This is a genomic window from Sorangium sp. So ce185 (genome assembly GCF_051526825.1).
GTDB lineage: Bacteria > Myxococcota_A > Polyangia > Polyangiales > Polyangiaceae > Sorangium > Sorangium cellulosum_D.
The window spans coordinates 7,514,781-7,541,446 of the sequence record NZ_CP150316.1; the positions used below are offsets into that span (position 1 = coordinate 7,514,781).

A 26,666-nucleotide genomic window follows, 5' to 3' on the forward strand; every position below is an offset into this window, starting at 1 on the left:
GCCCTCACTCCGGATCGATGCGGTACACGGCGCCGCCGCCGAAATCCGTGACGTAGACCTCGCCCGTGCCGTCCTGCCCGAAGCTGGCGAGCTTGAAGCGGAACGACCCGAGATCGTCCGTCCGGTCGACGGGCGCCGACGCCACCCCGCCCTCGTACCTCAGCGTCCAGATCCGGCCGCTGCAGTAGTCGCCGAACAGGTAGCTGCCCCGGAGCCAGGGGATCTTGCTGCCCCGGTAGACGTAGCCGCCGGTGACCGAGCAATCCTCGATCACTTGCCCCGCATGGCCGTATTCGGCGGCGGGGAGCGTGGTGGTGCCCTCGGGATCGCAGTTTTCCGCCGGCGAGAAGCAGTGCGCGCCCTCCATGACGCGCCAGCCGTAGTTCTTCCGGCCCTGCCCCGCCGGCTCGATGTTGATCTCCTCCCAGAGCCGCTGTCCGACGTCGGCGATGTAGAGATCGCCCGTGCACGCGTCGAAGCTGAAGCGGTACGGGTTGCGCAGGCCATAGTCCCAGATCTCGGGCAGGACGCCCTCGCCGGTCATGTTGCCTTCCGGGATGCGGTACGGGTGCGTCGAGACGTCGAGGCGAAGGATCTTCCCGAGCCACGTCGTGAGATCCTGGCCATTGCCGATGGGCGAGTGGCCGGGGCCGGAATCGTTGCTGTTGCCGCCGTCGCCGAGCCCGAGATAGAGAAAGCCGTCGACGGGGCTGAACTCGAGCGAGCCGCCGTTGTGGTTGCGCGCCGGCTGCGCCTGCTCGAGGTAGGTGGCCACCGGCATCGGATTGGCCACGTCCGGGCGCTCGCCCCGCGCGAACTCGACGACGCGCGTATCGCCGCCCGTCGCCTTGTCGGAGTAGTGGACGAAGAAGCGGCCGTTGCTCTCGTACTCCGGGTGGAACGCGAGCCCGAGGAGGCCGCGCTCGTCCGCGAAGACGGTGAGGTCCCGGATGTCGAGGAAGACCGTCGGCTCGGTCGCCCCCTCGTCGAGGACGAGGATCTGACCGGGCTGCGTCACGATGAAGAGCCGCGTCGGGTCGCCCGGCGCGGACTTCACGAGGATCGGGGATGCGAGGCCGGTGACGAGCGGGGTGAGCTTCAGCGCGCCCTCGTCCTCGGACGGCGGCGCGCAGCTCAGCCGCGCGCCGCCCCCGCCGGTCGCGCCATCGCCGCCGTCACCGCCGGCCCCGCCCTCGCCGGCGCCGCCCCCGCCGGAGCTGCCCCCGGCATCGCCGCTTCCGCCGGCGCCGCCGTCACCGCCGACGCCGCTCCCGCCCGGCCCGCCGGTCGAGGAGGCCGAGGAGGCCGCGCCGCCGGTGCCGAGGGGCAGCGGGGAGATCGATTCGTCGCGCGAGCACGCGAAGAAGGCGAGCCCGGCCGCCACCGGAAGCGCGATGACCAGGAGGGGCGATAGGGCAGCGTTCGATGGCCTCATCACGGCAAGATATCGCAGATCTCCGTCCCACGAGGCGAAGATCTGGTGTTCGCGGACGGCGCTCCCGCGCATGGCGCGATCGAGCGCACGCCGGACGGCGCTGCTCCGGGATCGCCTGAGCGCGCGGCTCCCGGGGCGCGCGCGAGGCGAGCTCCCGGCGCGCGCGCGAGACGAGATCGCGAAACGACCCCGGCGATCTCCGCATCGATGGAGATGGCCGCCACGCCGCCCATCGAGCGAGGCCGGCTACACGAGATCATGGCATCCGTCTTTCCGCGCTGGAGCAACACCGCCTTCCGAATCGCCATCGCCGTCGTCCTCCTCGGCGGCGCGGCGGCCGTGGCAGCGCCGATGATCTACGTGCGCACGGACTGGAACACCGGGCGGAACCAGCCCGTGCAGCAGCCGGTGCAGTTCGACCACAGGCACCATGTGCAGGACGACGCCATCGATTGCCGGTTCTGCCATTCCACGGTCGAGCGCGCCGGCACGGCGGGGATGCCGTCGACCACGCTCTGCATGGGGTGCCACAGCCAGATCTGGAATCAGAGCCCCAAGCTCGAGGTCGTCCGGAACAGCTTTTTTTCGAACACGCCCATCGCCTGGAACCGCGTCACCAACATCCCCGACTTCGTCTACTTCAACCACGCGATCCACGTGAACAAGGGGGTGGGCTGCGTGACGTGCCACGGCCGCGTGGACCAGATGCCCGACGTCCGGAAGGTGTCTCCGATGACGATGGGCTGGTGCCTCGACTGCCACAGGGCGCCGGAGCGGCACCTCCGCCCGCCCTCCGCCGTCACGGACATGGAGTGGGACGCCGGCCCCGACGCGGAGCGGATCGGCCGCCAAGTCGCGCGGGAGCTCGGCGTGAGGCGCCTCGAGCACTGCTCGGCGTGCCACAGGTGAGCGCGCGGGAGCAGGCGGAGGCGAGGAGACGGCATGCGGCGAACAGCGGTGAGCACTCGAGTCGGCGGCGCCGGCCGCCGAGGACCTGAAGAGGGATGATGGCTGATCAGAGACAGACCCCCTGGAGCGCGGCGCTCGACGGCAAGACGGGCAAGGCATACTGGCGCAGCCTCGCGGACCTCCTCGAGTCGCCGGAGCTCCGCGAGGCCGCGGCGCGAGAGCTCCCCGGCGGCGAGGGCGACCCGGGCGCGGTGAGCCGGCGGGGCTGGCTCAAGCTCCTCGGCGCGAGCATGGCGCTCGCGGGCGTCTCCGGGTGCCGATCGAGGCCCGCGGACAAGATCGTGCCCTATGTGACGACCCCGCCGGAGGTGACGCCGGGGATCCTCCGGTACTACGCCACCAGCCTGGAGCTCGACGGGTTCGCCACGGGCATCCTCGTCGAGAACCACGAGGGGCGGCCGACGAAGGTCGAGGGCAACCCGGAGCACCCGGCGAGCCTCGGCGCGACCGGCGTTCACGAGCAAGCGTCGGTGCTCGGTCTCTACGATCAGCACCGGGCGCGCGCCGCGCGGCGCGGCGCCGCGCCGGCGGCGTGGCAGGCGTTCGTCGAGCAGTTCGGCGCGGCGCGGAGCGACCGCGGCGCCGGGCTCCGGTTCGTCCTCCGGCCGACGGGCTCGCCGCTCATCCTCGACCTCATCGGCCGCGTCCAGGCGCGCCATCCGGCCGCGCGGTTCACGTTCTACGCGCCCGCCCGGTCGGCCCATCCGGCGCGCGGGGCCGCGCTCGCCTTCGGCGCGCCGCTCCAGGCCCAGTACGACTTCCGGGCGGCGGACGTCATCCTCGCGCTCGACGCCGACTTCCTCGCTTCGATGCCGTTCAGCGTGCCGTATGCGCGCCAGTTCGCCGAGCGCAGGCGGGTCGGCTCGCCGACGGGCACCATGAACCGCCTCTACGTCGTCGAGCCCGGGCTGAGCCCGACCGGGAGCATGGCCGACCACCGGCTGCGCAAGCGCCCGAGCGAGGTGCCGGCGCTCGCCGCGGCGATCGCGGCGGAGCTCTTCCTCGCAATCGGCCCGCGCCCCGGGGCCATCCCGCTCCAGGCGCTCGGCGCGCTCGAGCCGCTCCGGGCGCACGTGCGCGCCGAGGAGCAGCCGTTCGTCAGGGCGCTCGCGCGCGACCTCGCGCGCGGCGCCGCGGCGAGCGTCGTCGTCGCGGGGGAGCGGCAGCCCCCGCCGGTCCACGCGCTCGCGCACCTCATGAACGCGGCGCTCGGCAGCGACCGCGCCGCGTGGGTCACCGGGCCGACCCTGATCTCGGCCGGCGCCGCGGAGCAGGAGCTCGCCGCGCTCGCCGACGAGATCCGGCGCGGCGGCGTCGATACGCTCGTGATCCTCGAGGACAACGTGGTTTATACGGCGCCCGCGGATCTCGAGCTCGCGGCGCTCCTCCGCTCCGTCCCGAACCGCGTCTACCTCGGGCTCTACGAGGACGAGACCGCGGCCGCCTGCAGCTGGTTCGTGCCCGCCGCGCACGAGCTCGAGGCCTGGGGCGACGCCCGCGCCTACGACGGCACGATCTCGATGGTCCAGCCGCTCATCGAGCCGCTCTTCGGTGGCAGGACCGCCTCCGAGGTGCTCGCCGTGTTCGCGGGCGAGCCGCGCCGGAGCGCCCGCCAGCTCCTGCGCGACGCCTGGTCGGCGCGGCGGGGCGGCGCCGACTTCGAGGCGTTCTGGGAGGAGGCGCTCCGGCGCGGTCTCGTCGAGGGCAGCGCGGCCCCGCGCGAGGGCGCCGCGCTGCGGCCCGACGGGGCGCTCGCGGCGCTCGGGCAGCTCGCGGCGGCGGTCCCGGCGCCGGCGGCGGTCCTGGAGGTCGCCTTCTCGGTGGACGCCAACGTCTATGACGGCCGGTTCGCCAACAACCCGTGGCTGCTCGAGCTGCCCGATCCGATGACCAAGCTGACCTGGGACAACGCCGCGCTGCTCAGCCCGGACACGGCCAGAGCGCTCGGCGTCGAGAGCGAGGATGTCGTCGATCTCGAGCTCCGAGGGCGGACGATCTCGATACCGGTCCTCGTCGCGCCGGGGCACGCCGACGGCATGGTGTCGCTCGCGCTCGGCTACGGGCGGAGCGGCGCCGAGTCGATCGCCGCCGGCGTGGGGGCGGACGCGTACCGGCTCCGCACCGCGGACGCGCCGTTCTTCGCGGCGGGCCTCTCGGTGCGCAAGCGGCCGGGGGAGAAGCACCGGCTCGCCCTGACGCAGACGCACTTCAGCGTGCGCGGGCGGCCCATCGCTCTCTCTGTCCCCCTCGCCGTCTACCGCGAGCACCCCGACTTCACGGAGGCGTTCAGGGGGCCGCAGCCGTCCCTCATGCCCGCGGTGCCTGCCCCCGGGGTGGCGCTCGCGCAATGGGCCATGACGATCGATCTCTCGATCTGCACCGGGTGCAGCGCGTGCGTCGTCGCGTGCCAGGCCGAGAACAACGTCCTCGTGGTGGGCAGGGACGAGGTCCTGAACAGCCGCGAGATGCACTGGCTCCGCATCGACACGTATTACTCCGGCGACCCGCGCGACCCGCGCGTCGTCCACCAGCCCATGCTGTGCCAGCACTGCGAGAAGGCGCCGTGCGAGTACGTGTGCCCGGTCAACGCGACCACGCACAGCCCCGACGGGCTCAACGAGATGACCTACAACCGCTGCGTCGGGACGCGGTTCTGCTCGAACAACTGCCCCTACAAGGTCCGCCGCTTCAACTGGTTCGATTACCACGAGCTCCACGCCTACAACACGGGGCTCGCGCGGCTCCAGCGCAACCCCGACGTCACCGTGCGGGAGCGCGGCGTCATGGAGAAGTGCACGTACTGCGTCCAGCGGATCCGCCGCGCGGAGATCGCGGCGCGCGTCGAGCAGCGCGGGATCCGCCCGGGCGAGGTCGTCACGGCCTGCCAGCAGGCCTGTCCGACGCGGGCGATCCAGTTCGGGGCGCTCGAGCACGCAGAGACGCCGATGGTCGCGTGGCGGAACGAGCCGCGGAGCTACGCGGTGCTGCACGACCAGGGGACCCGGCCGAGGACGATGTACCTCGCGCGCGTCGACAACGAGAACCCGGAGCTCGGCGAGCCGTGACACAACCCCTCATCCTCGGGAGGCCCACCGACGAGGCCCTCTCGGAAGAGCTGCTGTCGGTCGTCTGGAAGCCGCGGTCGCGGCTCTGGTGGGCGGCGCTCGCGCTCACCGGCGCAGGGACGATCGTGCTCTTGACGCTCGTCGCCTACACCATCGTGAGCGGCATCGGCGTCTGGGGCAACAACATCCCGGTGGGCTGGGCGTTCGGGATCATCAACTTCGTGTTCTGGATCGGCATCGGGCACGCCGGGACGTTCATCTCGGCGATCCTGCTCCTGCTCGAGCAGCGCTGGCGCACGAGCATCAACCGGTTCGCCGAGGCGATGACCCTCTTCGCCGTCGTCCAGGCGGGCCTCTACCCGCTCCTGCACCTCGGCCGGCCGTGGTTCGCGTACTGGCTCATCCCCTACCCTTCCACGCTGAGGGTGTGGCCTCAGTTCAAGAGCGCGCTGCCCTGGGACGCGGCGGCGATCTTCACGTACTTCACGGTCTCTCTCGTGTTCTGGTACCTCGGGCTCGTCCCCGACTTCGCGTCCCTGCGCGATCGGGCGCCCGATCGCCGCCGCCGGGTGATCTACGGCATCCTGTCGCTCGGCTGGCGCGGCTCCGCGCAAGACTACCGCCATTACCGCCTCCTCTACGGCCTGCTCGCCGGCCTCGCGACGCCGCTCGTCCTCTCGGTGCACTCGATCGTGAGCAGCGACTTCGCGATATCGCTCGTCCCGGGGTGGCACTCGACCATCTTCCCCCCGTTCTTCGTGGCGGGCGCCATCTTCTCCGGCTTCGCGATGGTGCTCACGCTCCTCATCCCGGCGCGCCGGATCTTCCACCTGGAGCGCGTCGTCACCCAGCGGCACCTCGACAACCTCAGCAAGCTGACGCTCGTCACGGGCTGGATCGTCATCTACTCGTACATCATCGAGCTCTTCGCGGCCTGGTACAGCGGCTCGGAGTACGAGATGTATCAGTTCTTCGTCGCGCGCCCCAGCGGGCCGAACGCCGCCGTCTTCTGGGCGCAGATGTTCTGCAACGTCGTCGTCCCGCAGCTGCTCTGGTCCACGCGCGTCCGCAGCAACCTGATCCTGCTCTGGATCATCTCGATTCTCGTGAACGTCGGGATGTGGTCGGAGCGGTTCGTGATCATCGTCATGGGGCTCCAGCGCGAGTTCATCCCGTCCGGGTGGCACGCCTACGGCCCGACGTGGGTCGATATCTCGATGTTCGCGGGGACGTTCTGCTTCTTCCTGTTCCTCTTCCTCATCTTCCTGCGCCTGTTGCCGTTCATCCCGGTGGCCGAGGTCAAGGAGCTGAACCGCGAGCTCGGCAAGGAGGAGCACTGATGCGGAGAGGTCTGCTCGCCGAGTTCGAGACGCCGGAGGCGATGCTCCGGGCGATCGCGGAGCTCAGGAGCCGCGGTTACCGGCGCCTCGACGCGTTCACGCCGTACCCGGTGCACGGCCTCGACGAGGCGCTCGGCCTGCGCCGCTCGCCGCTCAACTGGATCGTCCTGCCGTTCGCGCTGGCGGGCGCCGCGGGGGGCTACCTCGTCCAGTGGCACAACAACGCGTACGACTATCCCCTCAACGTGGGCGGGCGGCCGGGGCACGCACCCCCGGCGTTCGTGCCGATCACCTTCGAGATGACGGTGCTCGCCGCCGCCCTGGCGGGGTTCGTCGTGATGCTCGTCCTCACGCGGCTGCCCGAGCTCTGGAGCCCGATCTTCGACGTCCCGGGGTTCGAGCGCGCCACCATCGATCGATTCTGGATAGGCATCGACGCCCGCGACCCGGCGCTCATCAGCCCCCTCGCCGAGCGCGATCTCACCGATCTCGGCGCGCTCGCCGTCGCCTGGGCCGGGAAGGAGCGCACATGAAGCGCGGCCGCCCCCTCCCGCTCGCCTGCCTGGCCGCGGCGCTCTGCCTCTCGTGCACCCCGTCGACCCCGGCCGATCCCGAGCCCGGGGATGCCGACGCGCTGGACCTCGAGCGCATGCTCCGCCAGGCGCGCTACGCCCCCTACCGGCCATCGGACCTCTTCCTCGACGGCGCGGTCATGCGCCGCCCGCCCGAGGGCACCGTGCCGAACGACCGCGTGACCGGCGATCCCGGGCTGACCCGCGGGATCGCCGGCGGCGCGTACGTCACGCGCATCCCGGTCCCGGTGACGCTCGATCTGCTCCGGCACGGCAAGGAACGCTTCGAGATCTTCTGCGCCACCTGCCACGGGATCGCGGGAGACGGCGCGTCGGAGGTCGCGCGCAACATGACCCAGCGCCGCCCGCCGTCGCTCGTCGACGCGCGCGTGCAGGCGTTCCCGCCCGGCCGCATCTACCAGGTCATTGTCCAGGGCTACGGGCTCATGCGCTCTTACGAGCCGAACATCCCGCTCCGCGAGCGCTGGGCGATCGTGGCCTATGTCAAGGCGCTCGGGAGGAGCCGCGCCGCCGCGCTCGACGCGCTCCCCGAACCCCTCCGCGAGCGCGCTCGGAAGGAGCTCCCGTGAACCTCCGCATCCCCGTCTTCCGGGGCGGCCGCGCGATCGTGACGCGGTCGCTCGGCCTCGCCCTCGTCGGCGCCGCGCTGCTCGTGGCAGGCGCGTTCGTGGACCGCGAGCGGCTCTTCTACGCCTACCTCGCGGCCTACGCCTACGCCGTGACCACCGCGGTCGGCGCCCTCATCTTCCTCATGATCTGCCACGCCATGGGCGCGACGTGGCCGGTGGCCGTCCGCCGCCTCGCGGAGGCGATCGTCGGCGCGCTGCCGCTCCTCGCCGTGCTGTTCCTCCCGCTCCTGTTCGGGCTGAACGCGCTCTACGGCGAGTGGCTCCACCCCGAGACCATCGGCGAAGAGCACGTGAGGGAGGTGGTGCTCCACAAGCAGCCCTACCTGAACCTCCCCTTCTTCCTCGTCAGGACGGCGATCTACTTCGCCGTGTGGCTCGCCTTCGGCGCCCTGCTCCGGCGCGGCTCGCTCCGGGGCGACGCGACCCCGGCGCTCGCGGCCGGCGGCCGCCTCCGCCTGATCAGCGTCGTCGGCCTCCCGCCCGTCGCGCTCACGCTCTCGTTCGCCTCGTTCGACTGGCTCATGTCCCTCGCGCCGACGTGGGTGTCGACGATGTTCCCCGTCTACGTCTTCGCCGGCGGCTTCGTCGCGGCGATAGCGCTGCTCACGGTGCTCGCGTTCGCCGCCGAGCGCGGCGGGCTCCTGCCCGGGCTCCGCGCGTCGCACTACTACGCCCTCGGCCGGCTGCTCCTCGCGTTCACGATCTTCTGGGCCTACGCCGCCTTCTTCCAGTTCATGCTGATGTGGATCGCGAACAAGCCAGAAGAGGTCGAGTTCTACCTGCGCCGCTCCCACGGCCCGTGGCGGACCGCGACGCTCGTCCTCGTGCTCGCGCGGTTCGTGATCCCCTTCGCGATCCTGCTCAATTACCGGATCAAGCGGCGGCCGGCCTGGCTGTCGGCCGTCGCCGCCTGGGTCCTCGCCGCGCATTACCTCGACATGCACTGGCTCGTCGTGCCCGAGGCGCCCGGCGGCGGCGCGCCGCTGCACTGGCTGGATCTCGCGGCGCTCCTCGCCGTGGTCGGCCCGTGCGTCGCGTTCGCGGCGCTGCGCCTGCGCGGCAAGCCGCTCGCCCCCATCAACGACCCGGCGCTGCCGGCCGCCTTCCGTTACGAGAGCGTATGACGACCCATTACCGCCGTCCCGACGTTCGCCAGGAAGAGAATCTCCTCCCCTGGCGGAGGATCCTCGCCGTCGCGTTCGCCGTCGTCGTGATCTTCTTCATCCTGGGCGTCTGGTCGTGGGTGATCCTGCGCGGCCGCGAGGCCGAGCTGCGCCCCGCGGGCAGGAGCCTCGCCCGCGCCAGGGAGGGCTTCGAGCCGCGCGGCGTGGTGGCCGGGGTGGATCAGCGCGTCTTCCAGCGCGAGGCCGTCGGCGAGGAGGGGTTCGGCAGGATGCTGAACCGCAGGAAGCGCGAGGAGCTCGGCCGCTTCGGCTGGGCCGACCGGGGCCGCGGGATCGTGCAGATCCCGATCGAGGACGCGATGAACCTCGTCGTGGAGGAGAGCCGCTGATGAGGATGCACCTCGTGTCCGCCGCCGCACTCTTCGCCCTCGTGTTCTCGCGCGCGCCGCTCGCCGCCGCCGTGGATCCGCCGTCGCTCCCGCCCGCCGCGCGCGAGGCCGACATCGACGAGCGCCTCGGGGGCGCCGTGGACAAGGCCCTCCAGTTCACGGACATGGACGGGCGGCGCGCGGCGCTCGCGGAGCACTTCGACGGGCGGCGGCCGGTCCTCCTCGTCCTCGCCTATTACCGCTGCCCGATGCTCTGCGGCCTCGTGCTGCGCGGCCTCGTCGCCGGCATGGCGAAGCTCGATTACCGGCTGGGCGAGCAGTACCGCGCGCTCACGGTGAGCTTCGATCCGCGAGATACCCCCGAGTCCGCGGCGCGGAAGCGCGGAGCCGCCCTGTCGGCGCTCGGCATGGCGGGCGCCCCCGATCGCGGGGCCTGGCCGTTCCTCACCGGCGAGCTCCCGGAGATCCGCGCGCTCGCCGGCGATCTCGGCTTCCGGTTCGCGTACGACGCGCGGACCGAGCAGTACGCGCACCCCGCGGCGGTCTTCGTGCTCACGCCGGACGGCCGCGTCTCCCGCTACCTCTACGGCATCGAGTTCTCCGCCCTCGACCTCCGGCTCGCCCTCCTCGAGGCCAGCCGCGGGCAGGTGGGCACCTCGTTCGATCGCGTCCTCATGACGTGTTATCGCTACGACCCCGCGAGCCGCCGCTACGGCCCTTATGTGGCCGGCTTCCTGCGGATCGGCGCGGCCTCCATCCTGACCTGGGTCGTCGCGCTGCTCGCCTTCTTCGGCTGGCAAGGGAGGCGGCGCAGGCGGCGGGAGGGCGCGCGATGAACGAGCTCCTGCGCCAGCTGCTCTTCTTGCCCGAGCAGCGCTCCTCGGTGGCCGGCGAGATCGACTGGCTGCACTACTTCGTCATCGTGGTGACGATGGGGGGCGCCTTCCTGATCACGCTGATCGGCGGGTATTTCCTCGTCCGTTATCGCCGGCGGGGCGAGAGCACCACGCGGCCTCACCCCGGCGTCTTCGCGCGGCCGGCGCTCTTCCTCGAGACGGTGGGGCTCTTCAGCCTCGGCTTCGTGTTCCTCACGTTCTGGAACATCGGCACGCGCCAGTTCGTCGACCTGCGCACGCCGCCGGAGGACGCGCTCGACGTCTATGTCACGGCCAAGCAGTGGATGTGGAAGTTCAGCTATCCGGCGGGAGAGAGCATGATCTCCGTGCTCTACGTCCCCGCGCGCAGGCCGGTGAGGCTCGTCATGACGTCGCGCGACGTCATCCACAGCTTCTTCGTGCCCGCGTTCCGCGTCAAGCAAGACGTCCTTCCGGGCCGGTATACAACCGCCTGGTTCGAGGCGAGCGAGCCCGGCGCCTACCCCATCCTCTGCACCGAGTACTGCGGCACGAGCCACTCCGAGATGCGCGGCCAGGTGATCGCGCTCGACCCGGCCGACTACGAGCGCTGGCTCGCGGGCGGCGCGGCGAGCACCCCGGCGTTCGCGCAGGAGGCCGCCTCTCAGGCGGAGCAGGAGGGCGCCGCGGCCGAGCCCACGATGCCGAGCCGCGGCGAGCGCGCCGCCACCCGGCACGGCTGCCTCCGCTGCCACACCCTCGACGGCACGCCGCACGTCGGCCCCACCTGGGCCGGGCTCTACCGCGCCGTCGTGCCGCTCGAGGGCGGCGGCGAGCGCATCGCCGACGAGGCCTACATCACGGAGTCGATCATGGATCCGCTCGCCCTCGTGCACCGCGGCTTCCCGCGGGTCATGCCGTCGTACCTGGGACAGGTCCCGCCGCCCGACATCGCCGCGATCATCGAGCTCATCAAATCGATCCGCGACGTGCCGCGCGGCCTCGTGGTGCCGTGGGACGGCGGCGTCCCCGGGAGCGCCACGCCGGAGGGGGTGGCGCCATGATCGCCCATGAAGTCGAGGGGACAGCGCCCGTTCACGGCTCGCACGAGCTCGATTATCTCCGCGCCGGCTCCGGCGTGCGCTCGTGGCTGCTCACGACCGATCACAAGCGCATCGGGATCATGTTCTACGCGCTGATCATCCCGATGCTCCTGCTCGGCGGCGCCTTCGCGCTCGTCCTCCGGACGGAGCTCTTGACCCCCGGGCCCACCGTGATCGACGCGTCGACCTACAACCGCATGTTCACGCTCCACGGCGTGGTCATGGTGTGGCTGTTCATGATCCCGTCGATCCCGAACATCTTCGGGAACTTCGCCCTCCCGCTCATGATCGGCGCCAAGGACCTCGCCTTCCCGCGCCTCAACCTGGCGAGCCTCTACGTCTACGCGATCGGCGCCGTGGTCACGCTGGCCGCGGCGATCGCCGGGGGCGCGGACACCGGGTGGACGTTCTACCCGCCGTACAGCACGACCACGCCCGCCGGCGTCATGCCGGTCGTCATCGGCATCTTCATCCTCGGCATCTCGTCGATCATGACGGCGGTGAACTTCATCGCCACGACGCACACCATGCGCGCCAGCGGGATCGACTGGGGCCGCCTGCCGCTCTTCGCGTGGGCGATCTACAGCACGAGCATCATCATCCTGCTCGCGACGCCCGTCCTCGGCCTGACGATCCTGCTCGTCGGGCTGGACCACATCTACCATTTCGGCATCTTCGACCCGACGCTGGGCGGAGATCCCGTGCTGTTCCAGCACCTGTTCTGGTTCTACTCCCACCCTGCCGTCTACATCATGGTGCTCCCCGCGCTCGGGGTCGTCAGCGAGGTGGTCTGCACCTTCGCGCAGCGGCAGCCGGCGTCCTACTGGGCGATCGCCCTCTCGTCGCTCGGGATCGCCTTCATCGGGTTCACCGGCTGGGGTCACCACATGTTCGTGGCCGGGATGAGCGAGCTCGACGCCGGGATCTTCGGCGCGCTCTCGATGTTCGTCGCGATCTTCTCCGCCATCAAGGTCTTCACCTGGGTGGCGACGCTGCAGAAGGGGTCCATCCAGCTCGGCACCCCGATGCTCTATTTCTTCTGGTTCCTGTTCCTCTTCGTCTTCGGCGGCATGACCGGCGTCGCCACGGCGACGCAGTCGCTCGACGTGCACTGGCACGACACCTACTTCGTCGTCGCCCACTTCCATTTCATCATGGTGGGCGGCACGCTCACCGCGTTCCTCGCGGCCGCGCACTACTGGTTCCCCAAGATGTTCGGCCGCATGTACTCCGAGTCGATGGGGCTGCTCACCTCGTTCGGGGTGTTCCTGGGGTTCATCCTGACGTTCCTCCCGCAGTTCCTGCTGGGCAACGCCGGGATGCCGCGCCGTTATTACAGCTACCCGGAGCAGTACCAGTGGCTGAACGTCCTCTCGACCGGCGGCGCTTACCTGCTCTCTGGCGCGCTCCTGCTCGCGCTCCTGAACCTCCTCATCGCCCTGCGCTGGGGCGCGCGCGCCCCGGCCAATCCATGGAGGTCCCGGAGCTACGAGTGGGCGACGCCGCCCCTCCCGCCGGCGCACAACTTCCCCGCGACGCCGATCGTCGAGCGCGGCCCGTACGACTACCACCTGACCGACGAGGAGGCCCATGCCCGAATCTCAGCCGACGCCCGTTGAGCCGCAGCCGCTCGCCCCGGCGCGGCTCGCCATGCAGTTCGAGGATCTCGAGAAGCAGACCCACGCCGCGCACTTCGGGATGTGGATCTTCCTCGCCAGTGAGGTCCTCCTCTTCGGCGGCCTCTTCGGCCTGTACGCCGCCTACCGCGTGGTCTTCGGCGCCGACTTCACCGCGGCGATCGCCCACAACAACGCCGTCATCGGGACGGCCAACACGGCGATCCTCCTGACGAGCAGCCTCCTCGTGGCGATGAGCGTGTACGCCGTGCGCCTCGACCAGCCCGCGAGGGCCGGCCGATTCCTGCTCGGCGCCATCGCGCTCGGCCTCGCCTTCCTCGCGCTGAAGAGCGTCGAGTACGCCGCGCACTTCCGCGAGGGGATCTTCCCCGGCGCCGGCTACCGCTTCGAGGAGCTCCCGCAGGCGGGCGCGAAGGTGTTCTTCACGCTCTACTTCCTGACGACCGGGCTCCACGCCATCCACGTCACGGCGGGGCTCGTGGTCCTCGGCTGGCTGGCGTGGGGGTGTTTCCGGCGCCGGTACGGCGCGGGCAACGAGACGCACGTCGAGCTCGGCGGGCTCTACTGGCACCTCGTCGACGTGATCTGGATCTTCCTCTGGCCGATGCTCTACCTGATGCACCGCTAAGGGCAGGCAGCGCTCATGATCGTAAAGCACCTCTCCTCGCGGACCTACGTGATCGTCTGGCTCGTCCTGATGGCGCTCACGCTGGCCTCGTACCTCCTCTCGCTGGCCCACCTCGGCGGGGCCGACGTCGTCGCGGCGCTGCTCATCGCCACGGCGAAGACGGTGCTCGTGCTCCTCTTCTTCATGCACCTCATCGAGCAGCGCTTCGCGAACGCCCTGCCCATGATCGTGGCGGCCCTCCTCCTCGGCCTGCTGCTCACGCTGATGCTCACCGACGTGTCGAGGCGCGAGACGATCTCGCGCGGCCCGGTCCCGCCGGCGCCGCTGCCCGAGGTCACGGCCCCGCCCCGGTGATGCGGGGTCGCCCCGTCGGGGGGCGCACGACGCCGATCTCACCGCGTCGGCCGCCGCTCGGGTGACGCCGATCTCACGGCGTCGGCCGCCGCTCGCGCGATGCCGATCTCACCGCATCGGCCGCCGCTCGCGCGGGCTATCCACCGCCCCGGTTCGGTCCTACAAACACGTGCTCTCGGCGCTGCGCGGCGGCCATGTGGAATGGCGCCTGCGCCAGGGGCATTGCACGTTCGGCAGGAGCGACCATGAAGAGGTGGGTTGGACGGGCCGCGATCTCGTGCGGTCTCGCCGCGGCGGCGTGCACCGCCGGCCCGGCGGACGCGCCGTGGGTCGCGGAGGGCGACGGGTCTCTGGTGCTGGACTGGGCGGCGCGCGCCCCGGCGGCGCTCCGCGGCGCTCCCGGGAACGACGGTCCGGCGGCGCCGTGCGCCGCGCGGGTCCTCCTCGCGGAGGGCTTCGCCGACAACGCGGCCCGGTGGAGCCTCGCGGCGGGCTGGGAGATCGGCCCGGCGCGGGCGTCCAGCGGCCAGCGCGCGGGGTTCCCCGATCCGGCGAGCGATCACACGACGTCCGGCGACAACGGGGTCGCCGGCGTGCTCCTCGGCGGCGGCCCGAGCGTCAACGCCTCGCACCCGCAGCGTTACCTGACGAGCCCGGCCGTCGACGCGGCCGCGAGCGGGCGAGTCACGCTGTCGTTCTGGCGCTGGCTGAACACGACCTACCGCAACAAGGCCCGTGTCGAGGTCTTCGACGGCGCGCGCTGGAGGATCCTCTACGAGTCTCCTCACGAGGACGTCGCCGAGTCCGCATGGACGAACGTCACGTACGATCTCACGCCCTACAAGAACCGGAGTCTCCGGGTGCGGTTCGGCTACAGCGCCGTGCTCGCCTTCGGCGGCGCGCCCACGTCCGGGTGGAACATCGACGACGTGCAGATCAGCGCGTGCCGCTAGCCGACCGCGGTTTCCCGCGGAGCTCGGGGTGGTGGCCGGATTTGAACATGAAGGCGGGAAGGCGGAAAAAAAAGATCAATGATCTTCCTGCCTTCCCGCCTTCATGGGAATCACTCCGGGGCAAATTGGGCCCACCACCGAGCTCGGGAGCGCGGCAGAAGAGATCGACCATCACCACCTATTTCCGCTCTCATCCGAGCTCGCGCCGGGCGCCTGCGACGCTCGCCTTCCGGTCGTCCTGGCATCTCGCTTGCTCAACCCAGCACGGAAAGCGCGCAAGGACAGAGCTTGCGCCGGGTTGTGCCACAGAAAGGACATCGCAGGCCATGGCCATCCAGAAGAAGCGCAAGGTGCTCCGGACCCCCTTCGTCGTGACCGTCGCCGCGGCAGCCTCGTTCGCGGGCGCCGTGGCCCTGCCGGGGTGCGACCCCACGGTGCACGACGGCAGCTGTCCGGTGGAGAGGCCGGAAGAAGGGTCGAGCTGCGACGCGGACGACGTGTCCTGCACCTACTCGGGCGTATGCGGCGACGACACCTTCAGGTTCACGTGCGTGGATGGGGCGTGGCAGCTGGGGATCGACCCGACGTGCAACCCGCCGCCGCCGACGTGCCCCGACGAGAGGCCGGAAGCCGGGTCGAGCTGTGCTGCGGGCGGCCTGGCCTGCTCGTACCTCGACGACTGCGACAACCCCATCGACTACACGTGCGTGGGCGGGGCGTGGCAGATGGGGCCGGAGATGTCCTGCAACCCGCCGCCGCCGGCGTGCCCCGAGGCGACGCCGGAGGACGGGGCTCCCTGCGCGGGAGGGCTCGGGACCTGCGGCTACATGATGCCCACCGGCTGCGGCCCGATGCCGATCGACGCGGAGTGCATCCTGGAGGGCGACACCTGGCGCTGGCAGGTGCACGAGGTCTTCTGCAACCCTCCGCCGCCGGAGCACTGCCTCACGGCCGCCACCGCGGAGGCGTGCGCGGGCCTCGGGCCGACCTGTCAGTGGCTTGTGCCAGGCTGTGCCGGTGGCGACGGAGCGCCGGCGCTGCCGGCGGCGGGCTGCTTCCCGAGCCTGCCGTGCGAGACCGACGCTGCGTGTCCGGCCGGGACGCTCTGCCAGGAGGTCGTCGTCAACCCCTGCGGTACCGCGTCTGGCGACGGGGCGACCTGCGCCGCGTGCGGGTTGTACAAGAACGTCTGCGTGCCGCCCTCCGCGGCGACCGCCGCGGGGAAGTGAGCTCCTCCGCGGCCGGCGCGCCCCGCCGAGGGCGCTCCTCCGCGGCCGGCGCGCCCCGCCGAGGGCGCTCCTCCGCAGCCGGCGCGCCCCGCCAAGGGCGCTCCTCCGCGGCCGGCGCGCCCCGCCTCTCGTCTTGCCGCTCCCGGACCCCGCGCATAGCGTGACCCCATGACGGACGCCCCCGACGCAAAGCACGACAGCACCGCGGCCGCGGAGCAGGCGCCGCGCGAGCAGCCATCGCCCGTCGCTCGCGCTCCCCTTCCGCTTCCGCCCGCGAGCGACGCCGTGCGCGCCGAGTGGGGGCGGCGCATCGAGGCCGAGTATCGCTCGGCGGCGATCACGCAGCACCTCACGCTCTGGCTCATCCAGATGGGCGCGTCGCCGGATCTCATCGACGACGGCCTGCGCATCGTCAAGGACGAGCTCGCGCACGCGCGCCTCAGCCATCGCGTCCACGCCCGCGCGGGCGGCGGTGCCCTGCCGGCGCTGCGCCGCGAGACCCTCGGCCTCAAGGGCGGCGACGAGCCGCTCGAGATGGCGGTCGCCCGGGCGGGCGTGGAGGTGTTCTGCCTCGGGGAGACGGTCGCGGTCCCGCTCTTCAAGGTGCTCCGCGAGGGGTGCACCGTCCCGGTCGCGCGCCGGGCGCTCGACCGCATCCTCCGCGACGAGGTGCGGCACCGTGACTTCGGCTGGACGCTGCTCCGCTACCTGCTCGAGCTGCCGTGCGCGCCGGCCGTGCGGCAGCTCGTCGAGCGCGAGCTCCGCGCCATGTTCGCGCGGCTGCGCAGGAGCTACATGCCCCCCGGGGGCGCGAAGCGCGCGACCATCTCGGACGACGACCGCGCCTGGGGCCTGATGCCGGTCGCCCGATACGGCGAGATCCTCGAGCGCGCCATCGAGCGGGACTACGTGCCCCGCTTCGGCGAGCACGGCATCGACGCCGCCGCCGCGTGGCGCGCAGGGTGAGGCGCCGCGCCTGACAGAGCCCGGCGCCCGGCACCGGGCTCAGGGCTCAGGGCTCAGGGCTCGACGACGACTAAGGCAGCGTCGGAGTCGTCCAGTCTCTCCACTCCGACAGGTTGCCAGTCGCCTTGCTCGCCGCCGAGATGACGCCAGAGCTGCTCCCGCTCTTCGTCAAGAATTTACGGATGTTCTGCCGCAGGGGCTCGTTCCACTCGGTGCGCTGCGCGCAATGAGAGCCGTCCGACACCGCCGAGATGTAGGAGATATTGCCCTGCGCGCCCAGCGCCTTGTACACCTCTGCGCCGGCCAGCGCGGCCACGTGCGCAGACTTGGGGCCGAGGTTCGCGATGTGCGGGTTATCCATAATGAAGAGGCCGCGCGGCGCGACCATGGCCACCACTTCGTGCGTGTCCAAGGGCAGAGACGTGACCCTGCTGGTGAACGATCCGAACGCGTCGCCCAGCCAGTAGGTCTCGCCGTAGGCGCTGCTCGGGCTCTGCGCTCCTTCCCCGGGGATCCCGCGCCAGATCGGGACGCCGCCGCTGCCAGACTCGATCGGCAGGGTCAAGGCGATGCGCTGGTCGAAGGCGCCGATCGTGAACGCCCCCTTGCCGAAGCGGGAGCACCCTGAGACCCCGACGGCGTCTGCTTTGAGGATGGCGCCGCCCGACTGCTCGATGACATCGAGGATCCGGCTGACGCCCCAGGACCACGCGGCGAGGAGGCCCGTGGTGCTGTTCGATCCGTAGATGTCGTAGAACGCCCCTCGCTTGGCGCTCCGCGACCCGGATTCGCTCCCGACCGCGTAGGGATCGTAGTTGATGATGGCGACGCCTTCGCCCTTGACGAGGCTGGTGTTCAAGGGGAACCCGAGGAAGCCTCCCCCCAGGCCGACGATCGCCGGGTAGGGCCCCGAGCCGGTGCTCGGCAGCTCGACGCTGGCGGTGAAGCTGGTCCTCTTGCCTTGATGAGACACGTTGACGGTGATGCTGGTCCTGGAGACGGTCCCCGTGACGCTCTCAGGCTTCGGCGGCTTCGTGCCGTAGATGTACTTCTCGGCTTGCTTCTTGATCTCTTGCCTTCGGCAGCGCCAGTCGGCCTTGGTGGAGATGCGCGATCCGTCGAGCTTCTTGAACGGGTCGGGCAGCTTGGCGATGGCGGGGAGAGACCCTGCGTCCGGCAGGGTGGAGACTGCACAATCGGTCCCCTCATCCTCCACGACGCCCCCGCCCGAGCCGCCACCGCCGCCGGCACCGCCCGCGCCGCCGCCGCCTGCGCCGCCGGAACCGCCCGCGCCGCCAGCGCCGCCAGCGCCGCCTCCGCCGCCGGTGCCTGAGCTGCTCGACGTGCTGCTGCTGGAGCTGCTCGACGCGCTGCTGCTGGAGCTGCTCGACGCGCTGCTGCTGGAGCTGCTCGACGCGCTGCTGCTGGAGCTGCTCGACGTGCTCGATCCGCCGCTGCCGCTGACCGACACGAGCGAAGGCCTCCCGGTGCCGTTCGCGCAGAAGCCCCAGCTCGTCGACCCTGCCGCCTTCAGCGTGCCGTTGTAGGTCTCATTGACCACGCTGAGCTGCCCGCCCGACGGCGTGCCGCGCGCGCCCCAGGCGTTGCTCACCGTGGAGCCGTTGAGCGCGACCACCATCCCCCAGGCGGTGGTCTGGCTGCCGCTCGTGTTGGTCACGGTGACGTTCGCGCAGTAGCCAGTATCCCACTGCGACTGAAGCGCCAGATCCGCCGTTATCGCACCGTCCGGGCTCTTCAGCCCCGAGTCCAGCAGCTCGATGTCCTCGTCCTCGAGGTGCTCACCGCCGCACGCCGTCAGGCCGCAGGCGAGCGAAGCAGAGATATAGCCAAGCAAGCGAGTGATGCGCATTCAGGTTCTCCATGTTCGGACCGCTCGAGCCGCGGTCATCCTCTCGAGCCGCGGTCATCCTCTCGAGAAGGGGATGTGCGCCAGAGAGACGCCTGCGAGCTCTCCCGATCCATCGGTTAGGAATCAAGATTCCCGGCCAGCGCGCTTTTGATCACGGTTGCACCCGCGGGCGTGTGCCGACCCCATGCCTGGCATGCATGACGTTTGTCGGAGCGAACCTCACATCGCGGTCGCCCTGCGAGATGAGGCCGGGCATCGGAGGAAGCAAGAGAAGCTCGGACGCGCAGCCGCACGAAGCGAGTCCTCCCGGCAGTACCATCACCCCGAGTCAGCCCCTGAGCGCCCGGCCGAGAACGGTCCAGATGGCCAAGGGGGATTAGACCATTTATGCAGACGCGCGTTAAAAGGCAAGACTCTTTTCGTTCTCGCGCCCGTTTTGCCGTGCAGCGTACAGCCACATTCCTCCCTTGCGGTGAAGCTTCACGAACAATCGCGCTGGACCGTCGCGGTGGCGTTGTACAGCACCTCTGGCATGGCGATGCCCGGGGGCGTCGGGTGCAGCAGCATCGCTCGACCGCCGAGCTCATCGATGCGTGACGGCCACCACGGGACGACGTATGTCACGCCCCACACACCGGGCTTGGTCGTGCGGCTCTCTCCGCATTTCCGTAGCCGGAATCCCCGCCTCCCATGACAGAGAAAGCCGTAGCGTCACGGGGGACGCAACGTGCCGGGATGCCTGAGGGCCCCGCGGGGCTACGCCATCACCCGGACGACCCGCCGCTCCGGCAGGCTCGCGCGCCGCTGCTCCCACTCGCCGCGCGCCGCCCACTCGAGGATGCGGCGCAGGAGCAGCGCGGGCGCGTCCGCCTCGACGTGGTGCTCGCGGAGATCGCCCTGCGCCGCGGAGGCCGCCTCCGCGCTCTCCAGGAGGAGCCGGTCCTGCCGGAGGATCGCCGGCTCTTCCCGGCGAAAGCGCGCGCGCGCCCCGAAGGGCAGCGCCCTCGCAATCATCCACTCCAGGCGGCACCGGTCGGCCGCGGTCGGGACGAAGTGCAGGATGATCCGCCGCGCAGGCCCGCCCAGCGAGCGGACCTCGACGCGGTCGGGGAGCTTGAACGACAAAAGCGTCTCCGGCGATCGCCGCCCGGCCGCGCCGCCGTCCTCGCGGATCGGCCCGCGCAGCGTCATCCCGTCGGGCGTCGGCCGCACCTCGAGGAGCTCCTCGCGCAGGCCGCGGAGCAGCGCCGTGTAGAACTGCCAGTGCGTCCACGGGTGCGCGAACGCCGGATGACACCAGTCGAGGTTGTTCTCCAGGCCCTTGACCGAGGCGCACCCGAGCTCCACCGAGCCCTGGTCCCAGCGGTGCGCCGCGAAGCCCTCGATGCCGGGCACGGGCGGCGGCGCGCCGCCGTCGCCGCCGAGCCAGACCCACACATACCCGTCCTGCTCCGCGCAGGGGAACGCGGGGACACCGCACCTCTCCGGGACGCGCCTCCCGCCCGCGAGCGACGGGATATGCACGCACGCCCCGCCGCCGCCGTACCTCCAGCCGTGGTATCCGCACGCGAGCTCCCCCCGGCTCACGCGCCCGAGCGACAGCCTCACGCCGCGGTGGCAGCAGCGATCGGCGAGCGCGCGGGGGCGGCGGCCGTCTCCGCGGAACACGACGATGTCCCGATCGAGCACCCGGACGGCGCGGGGGGCGTCCCCGAGCTGCGATGAGGGGCAGGCAACATACCAGTACTCCCTGAGGAACATGATCTCACCTCCAGCAAACATTCACGGATGTATGTAAATCGCCAAAAAAAAGAGCGCCTGTCTCAGCGCCGGAGCCCGCGGACGAAGGTCGCGACCATGCGGCGCACGGCGGCCTTCGACGCCAGCGCCTTCGGGTCCATGAGGTGCAGCGCGGTCGCGCCGTTGACGAGGCTGACGGCCGCGAGCGCGGCCGCCTTCGGGTCGGCGGCGCGGTCGATCTGGCCGGCCGCGATCCCCTTGCGCACGAGGTCGGCGATCGTGTCGACGAGGCGGCGCACGCTCGCGACCTTCTGCTGGAACGCCGGCTCGAGCTCGGGCAGGAGCTCGGTCTTGAACAGCGTGATCGAGAGGACCGCGCGGTACTCCGGATCTTCGTCCAGGACCTCGAGCGATCGCGTGAGCAGGCGCTCGATCGACTCGAGCGGCGAGTAGCTCGGGGAGAGCGCCTCGGCGAAGACCTCGTTCGCCCTGGCGAAGCGCTCGCCGACGAGCGCCGCGTAGAGCTCCACCTTGCCCTTGAAGTGCCAGTACACCGCGCCCCGCGTGAGCCCGGCCTCCGCCGCGACGTCCTGGAGCGTCGCCGCCGAGTACCCCTTGCGGCCGAAGACGAGCAGCGCCGCGTCGAGGATCTGCTCGCGGGTCGCCGCCGCCTCCTCCTTCGTCCGTCGCACCCAGAGGTTATACATTCACGGATGTATGTTTGCAAGCCCGCCGCCGCCCGGGCTGAGCGGCGGCCGCGGCGGCCGCCGCTCAGCCCGGGGAACCGCGGGAGATCAGGCCTTGAAGAGGTCGAACTCGGGGCTATAGCGCACCACGCCGCGGGCGCGCGAGAGCGCGTGCTCCGCGAGCTCCATCGCCATGAACGCCTCGTCGGCCGCGTACTCGTTGCCGAGGCCGTAGAGGCTGGCCTTCTTGAACCCGAATCGGGCGTAGTACCCCGGCTCGCCGAGCACGACGGCGAACGCGTAGCCGGCGCCCCTGCAGGCCTCGATCCCTCGCCGCGCCAGCGCGGAGCCCACGCCGCGCCCCTGGAGGTCCGGCAGGACCGCGAGCGGCGCGAGGCCGACGCCCCCCTCGGGCGCGCCGCCTCCGGCGACCGTCACCGGGCTGAACAGGACGTGTCCGACGATGCCCCTCTCCATCTCCGCGACCAGCGAGACCGCGGCGCGCCCCGCGCCCCGGAGCCTGTCCACGAGCTCCGCCTCGAGCGCCGAGGGAAACGCAGCGAGGTGCACGCCGCGGATCCCCGCCTCGTCGCCCGCCCGCTCGGGTCGGATGGCCATCATCGCCCCACCCCGCCGCCGGCGGCGCCCGGCGCCCCCCCTCGCCCGCGGTCAGCGTCAAGCGCGAAGTCACCCCCGGCTGTGACAGACCACGTCCGACCCCGTCGACGTGGAGAGAGCGCCCCGAGGACTCCAGTTCTCCACAGGCTTTCTCCACAGGAAGAGCCCAGGGGCAACAGTTGGATTCTGTCGATTACCATCGCAGCGCGCGCCTCCTCGTCATGACCCTCGCGGAGCCTAGCCGAACCGCGCGCGGAAGGGCGAGCCGGCGTCCGATGCGCGCCCACAAGTACTCGGATTCACTTGGTTTTTAAGCGCCAGGATCCAGGCCGTCCGACCCTGACGGGTTGGGACAATGTCCGTCCGATCGATCCCTTTTCGGACGGGTCGAAGATGGCTATCCATGGTAGACATCAAAAACGCGGCGCGACGGCGTGTCTCTCGCACGACGCGTGTAAATGGCGCGCCGGAACGCTTCGTTTTGGAGGAGACTTCATGGAAAAGATCTCGCTCACGTACTTTGTCGACTTCGTTCTCAAGGCCGGGACGCCCAAGCTGACCGGCGTCAGGGAGTTCAAGGAGCGGAAGGACGAGCTCCACACGGACTTTTACAGGCAGGTGCGAGAGGCGATCGTCGACATGCACAGGAGCGGAAAGCCCACCAGCGTGCTCGACGGCTTCCTCGCCGCCCAGCACGACGAGCGGCGTCGCCGCATCTACCCGTCGCTGGTGAATGGATACCGCAAGTTCCTCGCCTCGGCGAAGATGACGTGGTTCGAGCCGCCGACGTCGACGTACCGCCTCGGCGATCTCGAGATCAACGTCAATCCGGAGCTCGGGCTCGTCATCGACGGGACGCCGCACGTGATCAAGATGTATTTCCGCGGCGAGCCCCTGTCGTCGAAGCGCGTGTCGGTCGTGCTGAACCTCTTGATGAACGGCCTCGCCGAGAGCACGCCGGGCGGCGCCTTCGCGGTGCTCGACGTGCGGAACGCCAAGATTCACACCTTCAAGGTGCCGAACCCGCGGCTCAACCTGCTGCTCCGCGGCGAGGCGGCCTCCTTCGCCACCATCTACACCGGGCTGTGACCGGCGCCCGGGCGGCGCGCGTCGCACCACGTCATCTCCCGGCGTCCACCGGGCCCGGGGCGCCCACCGCGCCGCCGGCGTCGCCGCGCCCTCCGCCGCTCATCCCGGCGGAGGGCGCGCGGCGCTCCCGCCCGCCCAGCGCAGGGGCCCGCGCAGGCGGCCCGCGCGGCGGCCCGCGTGGCGGACGGTGTGGCGGGCGGTCGCTGCGATGCCGCCATGCGGCGTCGCAGCGACGCCGCGGCGCCGTCACGCCGCAGCAGCAGAAACCTGCAGCGTCGCGGCCCGACGACGCCGCACAGGCAATCAGCTGTAGGAGATCTACGCCTCTGGCCACATCGCAGCACGCACAAGCAGAGCGAAAATGACCGATTCCGTGAAAGAGAACTACGATCAAGCCGGTAGCTTCAGTTATCCTCAGTCTGCCATGGACCGTCGCGCGCAGATCACCGCAACCCCGCTTCATGTACCCAGCATTCTTGTGGTCCTTGATCCGGCGTGGCCGGCGCTCTTCAGCCTGTGCCTCGCGGTGGCGCCGGGCTGCGGGGTGCTCCTGCACCGCTGCGACGCGGCCACGGCCGCGACGATCGCCGCCGAGCGGCGGCCGCTCGCGATCGTCCTGTCGAACGGCGTCTACGCGATGGATCCGGCCGAGTTCGACGCGCTCGCCCGGGACGTCCACTCGACGCTGCTGCGGCTCGACGAGGAGGTCAGCGAGCGGGAGCTGGAGGCGATGCTGAGCGGCGCGCTGCGCGAGACGCGCGAGATGAACGCGCAGCGCGAGGCGGCGCGGCGCGACGAGGGCAGCGGGCGCTACACGGTGATCGGCGCGCAACGCCGCGAGACCGTCGGCGCGATGAGCGCCGTGGACGCGCGCGCGGCGTCGCGGCCGGGCGCGAGCGCCGATCCCCGGCTCGCGCCGCGGCACCGCGATTCGTCGCCGGGGCCGAGCACGATGCCGCCGCCGTCGTCGCGCGCCGGCGCCCCACCCTCGGTCCGGCTGCCGCTGCCGAGCAGCCACCCGGTCACCCCGGTGCCCCCGTCCAGCGTGCCGCCGTCGTTCCGTTCGCCCCCCTCGGTGCGCTCGGCGCCGCCGTCGTCGCGCGCGCAAGGGCCCGCGTACGCCACGGGCGTGCCTCGCTCGGTCCCGCCGCCCGCCTCGCGCCCGCTCTCGAGCCTGCCGCCGGCGCATCCGACCGTCGCGAGCGCCCCGCTGTCGGTCCCGCCCCCGTCGACCCGCGCGGCGGCCGCCTCGGTGCGCGCCGAGCTGCGGTCGAGCCCGCCCCCGTCGACCCGCGCGCTGCCGAACGCGCCGCCGCCGTCGTCGCGCGCGCCGGGGGGCCCGGTCGCGCGGCGGCCGACGCCGATGCCGGCGAGCTCGCCGGCCGGGCCGCCTTCCTCCACGCGGACGCTGCCGAGCCCGCCGTCCGTCCGCGGCATGTCGAGCTCGCCCGCCTCGGTCCGTTCGAGCTCGCCCGGCCGGCTCCCTGGCACCGAGCCCCCGCCGTCGATCCGGACGATGGGGCCGCTGTCGGCTCGCCTGGCCCCGCCTTCCTCGGTGCGCCCCGAGCTGTCGCCGCGCTCGGGCGTGCGGGAGCGGGGCGCCGAGGAGCTCGACGCCGTGTTCGAGGATCAGAAGCTGCCGCTCGACGCGCTCGCGCGCGGCAACCGGGGCAGCTCGACGCGCTGAAGCGCCGGGGCGGCGCTCTCCGGCGAGCGCAGGAGCTCGCCGGGCGGCGCCGACCTGCTTCTCTTGCCCTACCCGCCTACCCGCGCGGGCGCGCGACCCACGACACGGTGGAGGCCGCGACGCGCCCGAGCAGATCGCCGGCGATGTCGATGAGCGCGGGGGGCGCGGGGGCGCCGAGATCGCGGCCCAGGTCGACGAGGATGCGGTCGACGCACTCCATCGCGCTCGAGGCGGCGAGCTCCATGCCGGCGCCGCGCCCGCCGGCGGCGCGCCCCGCGAGGTAGAGCCCCCGCACGGGCGTGTACACCGCCGGCCGCGCGCGGCCGACCTGGCCGGGCGTCTGCGCGGTCCCGGCCGCGAGCTCGGCGCCCGGCCCGCGCTCGTCCCCGGGCGAGCCGTCGACGAAGACCGCCTCCGAGAGCAGGCCGGGCACCGCCCCGGCGAGCGCGCGCAGGAGCTCGTCGACCGTCGCGGGGGGCGCGCCAGGCGAGGCGCCGCTCGCGCCGGACACGGCGCACGCGCAGAGGAGCTCATGCCCGGGCGGCGCGAGCGACGGATCGAAGCGCGTCGGCGCGACGCAGTAGAACGGCAGGGCCGGCGCGCCGGCGCCGCCGCCGAGGCCGGCGAGCGCGCCCGCCGCGGCGAGCCGCCGGCGCAGCCCGATCTTCACCTGGGCCTGCCTCGGCGACGGCGTCAGCGCGCGGACGCGCGCCACGTACGCCTCCGGGAAGTGCGGCTCGCCCACGAGCTCCGCGACGGTTGACGCGAGGCCGGCCGTGCTCACCACGATACGCGCCGACAGGGTCGTCCCGTCCTCGAGCTCCACGCCGCGCACGCGCCGATCGCGCACGAGCACGCGGCGCACGGCCGTGCCCGTCCGCACGGCGGCGCCGAGCTCTCGGGCCAGGCGGCAGAAGACGTCGGGGACCCGGGCCGCGCCGCCCTCGGGGTAGCTCTGCCGCCCGGAGCGGGCGAGCTGGCGCAGGGCGAGGAGCGCCTCGCCGGCGGACGCCTCGGATCCGGGCAGCAGCAGCGGCAGGCCGAGCAGCCCGCCGAGCCGGGCCGCGGCCGCGGCGCGCGGGAGGAAGCGGGCCGCGTAGGCCTCGGCCGTCACGTCGTCGCACGCGGCCAGGTCCACGTCGCGCATCGCCGTCGCGTGCGCGAGGAGGCGCGCGGCGCGCGCGGCCTCCAGGGGCGTGAGCTCGAGGGCGCGCGCGAGATCCAGCGCGGACGCGGCCAGCCGCCGGAGATCCGCCGGGAGGGCGACGCGGCCGCCGCGCTGCTGAGCCCCGGCGCTGCCCCCGCGCGCGGCGCCGGCGAAACAGAGCGCGGCGGGCTCGCCGCTCTGGCGGAAGGCGATCGCGTCGCCCTGCCCCACGCGGCGGAGCACGTCGCCGAGCGGGCCGTCCTCGCCGCGGCAGAGCATGTGCGTGCCTGTATCGACACGGAAGCCGTCCCTCTCGACCGCCGCGGCGGAGCCGCCCAGGCGGCGCTCCTTCTCGGCGAGGAGGGTCGGGATGCCGGCGTGCGACAGGAGGAGCGCCGCGGCCGAGCCGCCGACGCCCGAGCCGATCACCACCGCGCGCAAGGGGACCTCGTCGTCCATGACGTCGCGAGAACATAACGCGGCGAGCCCGCGCGCGGCGTATCGCGCAGCACGTCCGGCGTCGCGCGGCATCTCGCGAGGCGCGCGACCACCGCGAGGCGC

At 71.9% G+C, this 26,666-nt stretch carries 23 protein-coding genes; 17 read left to right on the forward strand and 6 right to left on the reverse strand.

The features are described 5' to 3' along the window. Positions 1–4 precede the first annotated feature (4 nt). Entirely contained in the window at positions 5–1,435 is a 1,431-nt protein-coding gene (locus WMF26_RS27335; protein ID WP_437995061.1) for a PQQ-dependent sugar dehydrogenase, read from the reverse strand. 258 nt (positions 1,436–1,693) lie between these two features. On the opposite strand from WMF26_RS27335, the gene WMF26_RS27340 reads away from it, so the two are divergent. From WMF26_RS27340 to WMF26_RS27410, 15 genes are all read left to right on the forward strand, one after another. Further along, positions 1,694–2,344 (forward strand): cytochrome c3 family protein, encoded by a 651-nt coding sequence (locus tag WMF26_RS27340; protein WP_061628056.1) that lies wholly within the window; start codon positions 1,694–1,696, stop codon positions 2,342–2,344. A gap of 98 nt (positions 2,345–2,442) precedes the next feature. After that, entirely contained in the window at positions 2,443–5,469 is a 3,027-nt protein-coding gene (locus WMF26_RS27345; protein ID WP_437995062.1) for a TAT-variant-translocated molybdopterin oxidoreductase, read from the forward strand. Continuing rightward, entirely contained in the window at positions 5,466–6,809 is a 1,344-nt protein-coding gene (gene nrfD, locus WMF26_RS27350) for an NrfD/PsrC family molybdoenzyme membrane anchor subunit (protein ID WP_437331375.1), read from the forward strand. The genes WMF26_RS27345 and nrfD overlap by 4 nt, the downstream gene beginning before the upstream one ends. After that, positions 6,809–7,342, forward strand: coding sequence for a DUF3341 domain-containing protein (locus WMF26_RS27355; RefSeq protein ID WP_437995063.1), 534 nt, complete (start codon positions 6,809–6,811; stop codon positions 7,340–7,342). The genes nrfD and WMF26_RS27355 overlap by 1 nt, the downstream gene beginning before the upstream one ends. Further along, on the forward strand, positions 7,339–7,971 hold the full coding sequence (locus WMF26_RS27360; protein WP_437995064.1) for a c-type cytochrome: 633 nt from the start codon (positions 7,339–7,341) through the stop codon (positions 7,969–7,971). The genes WMF26_RS27355 and WMF26_RS27360 overlap by 4 nt, the downstream gene beginning before the upstream one ends. Next, positions 7,968–9,155, forward strand: coding sequence for a hypothetical protein (locus WMF26_RS27365; protein ID WP_437995065.1), 1,188 nt, complete (start codon positions 7,968–7,970; stop codon positions 9,153–9,155). Before WMF26_RS27360 ends, WMF26_RS27365 begins: the two co-directional genes overlap by 4 nt. Next, the gene (locus WMF26_RS27370; RefSeq protein WP_437995066.1) at positions 9,152–9,544 is read left to right on the forward strand and encodes a hypothetical protein; all 393 of its coding nucleotides are present in this window, start codon (positions 9,152–9,154) and stop codon (positions 9,542–9,544) included. The genes WMF26_RS27365 and WMF26_RS27370 overlap by 4 nt, the downstream gene beginning before the upstream one ends. Positions 9,545–9,549: 5 nt before the next feature. Then, positions 9,550–10,380: an SCO family protein gene (locus WMF26_RS27375; RefSeq protein WP_438002451.1), complete on the forward strand. Its 831-nt coding sequence runs from the start codon at positions 9,550–9,552 to the stop codon at positions 10,378–10,380. After that, positions 10,377–11,462: a cytochrome c oxidase subunit II gene (gene coxB / locus WMF26_RS27380; RefSeq protein ID WP_437995067.1), complete on the forward strand. Its 1,086-nt coding sequence runs from the start codon at positions 10,377–10,379 to the stop codon at positions 11,460–11,462. Before WMF26_RS27375 ends, coxB begins: the two co-directional genes overlap by 4 nt. Then, positions 11,459–13,120 (forward strand): cytochrome c oxidase subunit I, encoded by a 1,662-nt coding sequence (locus WMF26_RS27385; protein ID WP_437995068.1) that lies wholly within the window; start codon positions 11,459–11,461, stop codon positions 13,118–13,120. Before coxB ends, WMF26_RS27385 begins: the two co-directional genes overlap by 4 nt. Further along, positions 13,092–13,766 carry a cytochrome c oxidase subunit 3 family protein gene (locus WMF26_RS27390; RefSeq protein ID WP_437995069.1) on the forward strand — a complete coding sequence of 225 codons (675 nt, stop codon included), beginning with the start codon at positions 13,092–13,094 and terminating at the stop codon, positions 13,764–13,766. Before WMF26_RS27385 ends, WMF26_RS27390 begins: the two co-directional genes overlap by 29 nt. A gap of 15 nt (positions 13,767–13,781) precedes the next feature. Beyond that, positions 13,782–14,120 (forward strand): cytochrome C oxidase subunit IV family protein, encoded by a 339-nt coding sequence (locus WMF26_RS27395; protein WP_061623454.1) that lies wholly within the window; start codon positions 13,782–13,784, stop codon positions 14,118–14,120. A gap of 245 nt (positions 14,121–14,365) precedes the next feature. Next, complete coding sequence (locus WMF26_RS27400; RefSeq protein WP_437995070.1) at positions 14,366–15,073, forward strand: hypothetical protein; 708 nt, start codon at positions 14,366–14,368, stop codon at positions 15,071–15,073. Between the two features lie 326 nt (positions 15,074–15,399). Further along, positions 15,400–16,302, forward strand: a complete 903-nt coding sequence (locus tag WMF26_RS27405) for a hypothetical protein (RefSeq protein ID WP_437995071.1) — start codon at positions 15,400–15,402, stop codon at positions 16,300–16,302. A 168-nt stretch (positions 16,303–16,470) separates the two neighbouring features. Beyond that, a complete protein-coding gene (locus WMF26_RS27410) occupies positions 16,471–17,268 on the forward strand; it encodes a ferritin-like domain-containing protein (protein WP_437949113.1) in 798 nt (265 codons plus the stop codon). A gap of 70 nt (positions 17,269–17,338) precedes the next feature. Here the strand turns inward: WMF26_RS27410 and WMF26_RS27415 are convergent, their stop codons facing one another. The 4 genes from WMF26_RS27415 to WMF26_RS27430 form a co-directional block, all read right to left on the reverse strand. Then, the gene (locus WMF26_RS27415; protein ID WP_437995072.1) at positions 17,339–19,138 is read right to left on the reverse strand and encodes a glucuronyl esterase domain-containing protein; all 1,800 of its coding nucleotides are present in this window, start codon (positions 19,136–19,138) and stop codon (positions 17,339–17,341) included. Between the two features lie 756 nt (positions 19,139–19,894). Next, entirely contained in the window at positions 19,895–20,899 is a 1,005-nt protein-coding gene (locus tag WMF26_RS27420; protein ID WP_437995073.1) for a Rieske 2Fe-2S domain-containing protein, read from the reverse strand. Between the two features lie 62 nt (positions 20,900–20,961). Beyond that, entirely contained in the window at positions 20,962–21,570 is a 609-nt protein-coding gene (locus tag WMF26_RS27425; RefSeq protein WP_061624898.1) for a TetR family transcriptional regulator, read from the reverse strand. Positions 21,571–21,672: 102 nt separating this feature from the next. Next, on the reverse strand, positions 21,673–22,185 hold the full coding sequence (locus WMF26_RS27430) for a GNAT family N-acetyltransferase (RefSeq protein ID WP_437995074.1): 513 nt from the start codon (positions 22,183–22,185) through the stop codon (positions 21,673–21,675). A gap of 492 nt (positions 22,186–22,677) precedes the next feature. On the opposite strand from WMF26_RS27430, the gene WMF26_RS27435 reads away from it, so the two are divergent. Together WMF26_RS27435 and WMF26_RS27440 are read left to right on the forward strand one after the other, a co-directional pair. Further along, the gene (locus WMF26_RS27435; RefSeq protein WP_437995075.1) at positions 22,678–23,271 is read left to right on the forward strand and encodes a hypothetical protein; all 594 of its coding nucleotides are present in this window, start codon (positions 22,678–22,680) and stop codon (positions 23,269–23,271) included. Positions 23,272–23,749: 478 nt separating this feature from the next. Continuing rightward, on the forward strand, positions 23,750–24,958 hold the full coding sequence (locus WMF26_RS27440) for a hypothetical protein (RefSeq protein ID WP_437995076.1): 1,209 nt from the start codon (positions 23,750–23,752) through the stop codon (positions 24,956–24,958). A gap of 76 nt (positions 24,959–25,034) precedes the next feature. On the opposite strand, the gene WMF26_RS27445 is transcribed toward WMF26_RS27440, so the two are convergent. Continuing rightward, on the reverse strand, positions 25,035–26,564 hold the full coding sequence (locus WMF26_RS27445; protein ID WP_437995077.1) for a phytoene desaturase family protein: 1,530 nt from the start codon (positions 26,562–26,564) through the stop codon (positions 25,035–25,037). Positions 26,565–26,666 lie beyond the last annotated feature (102 nt).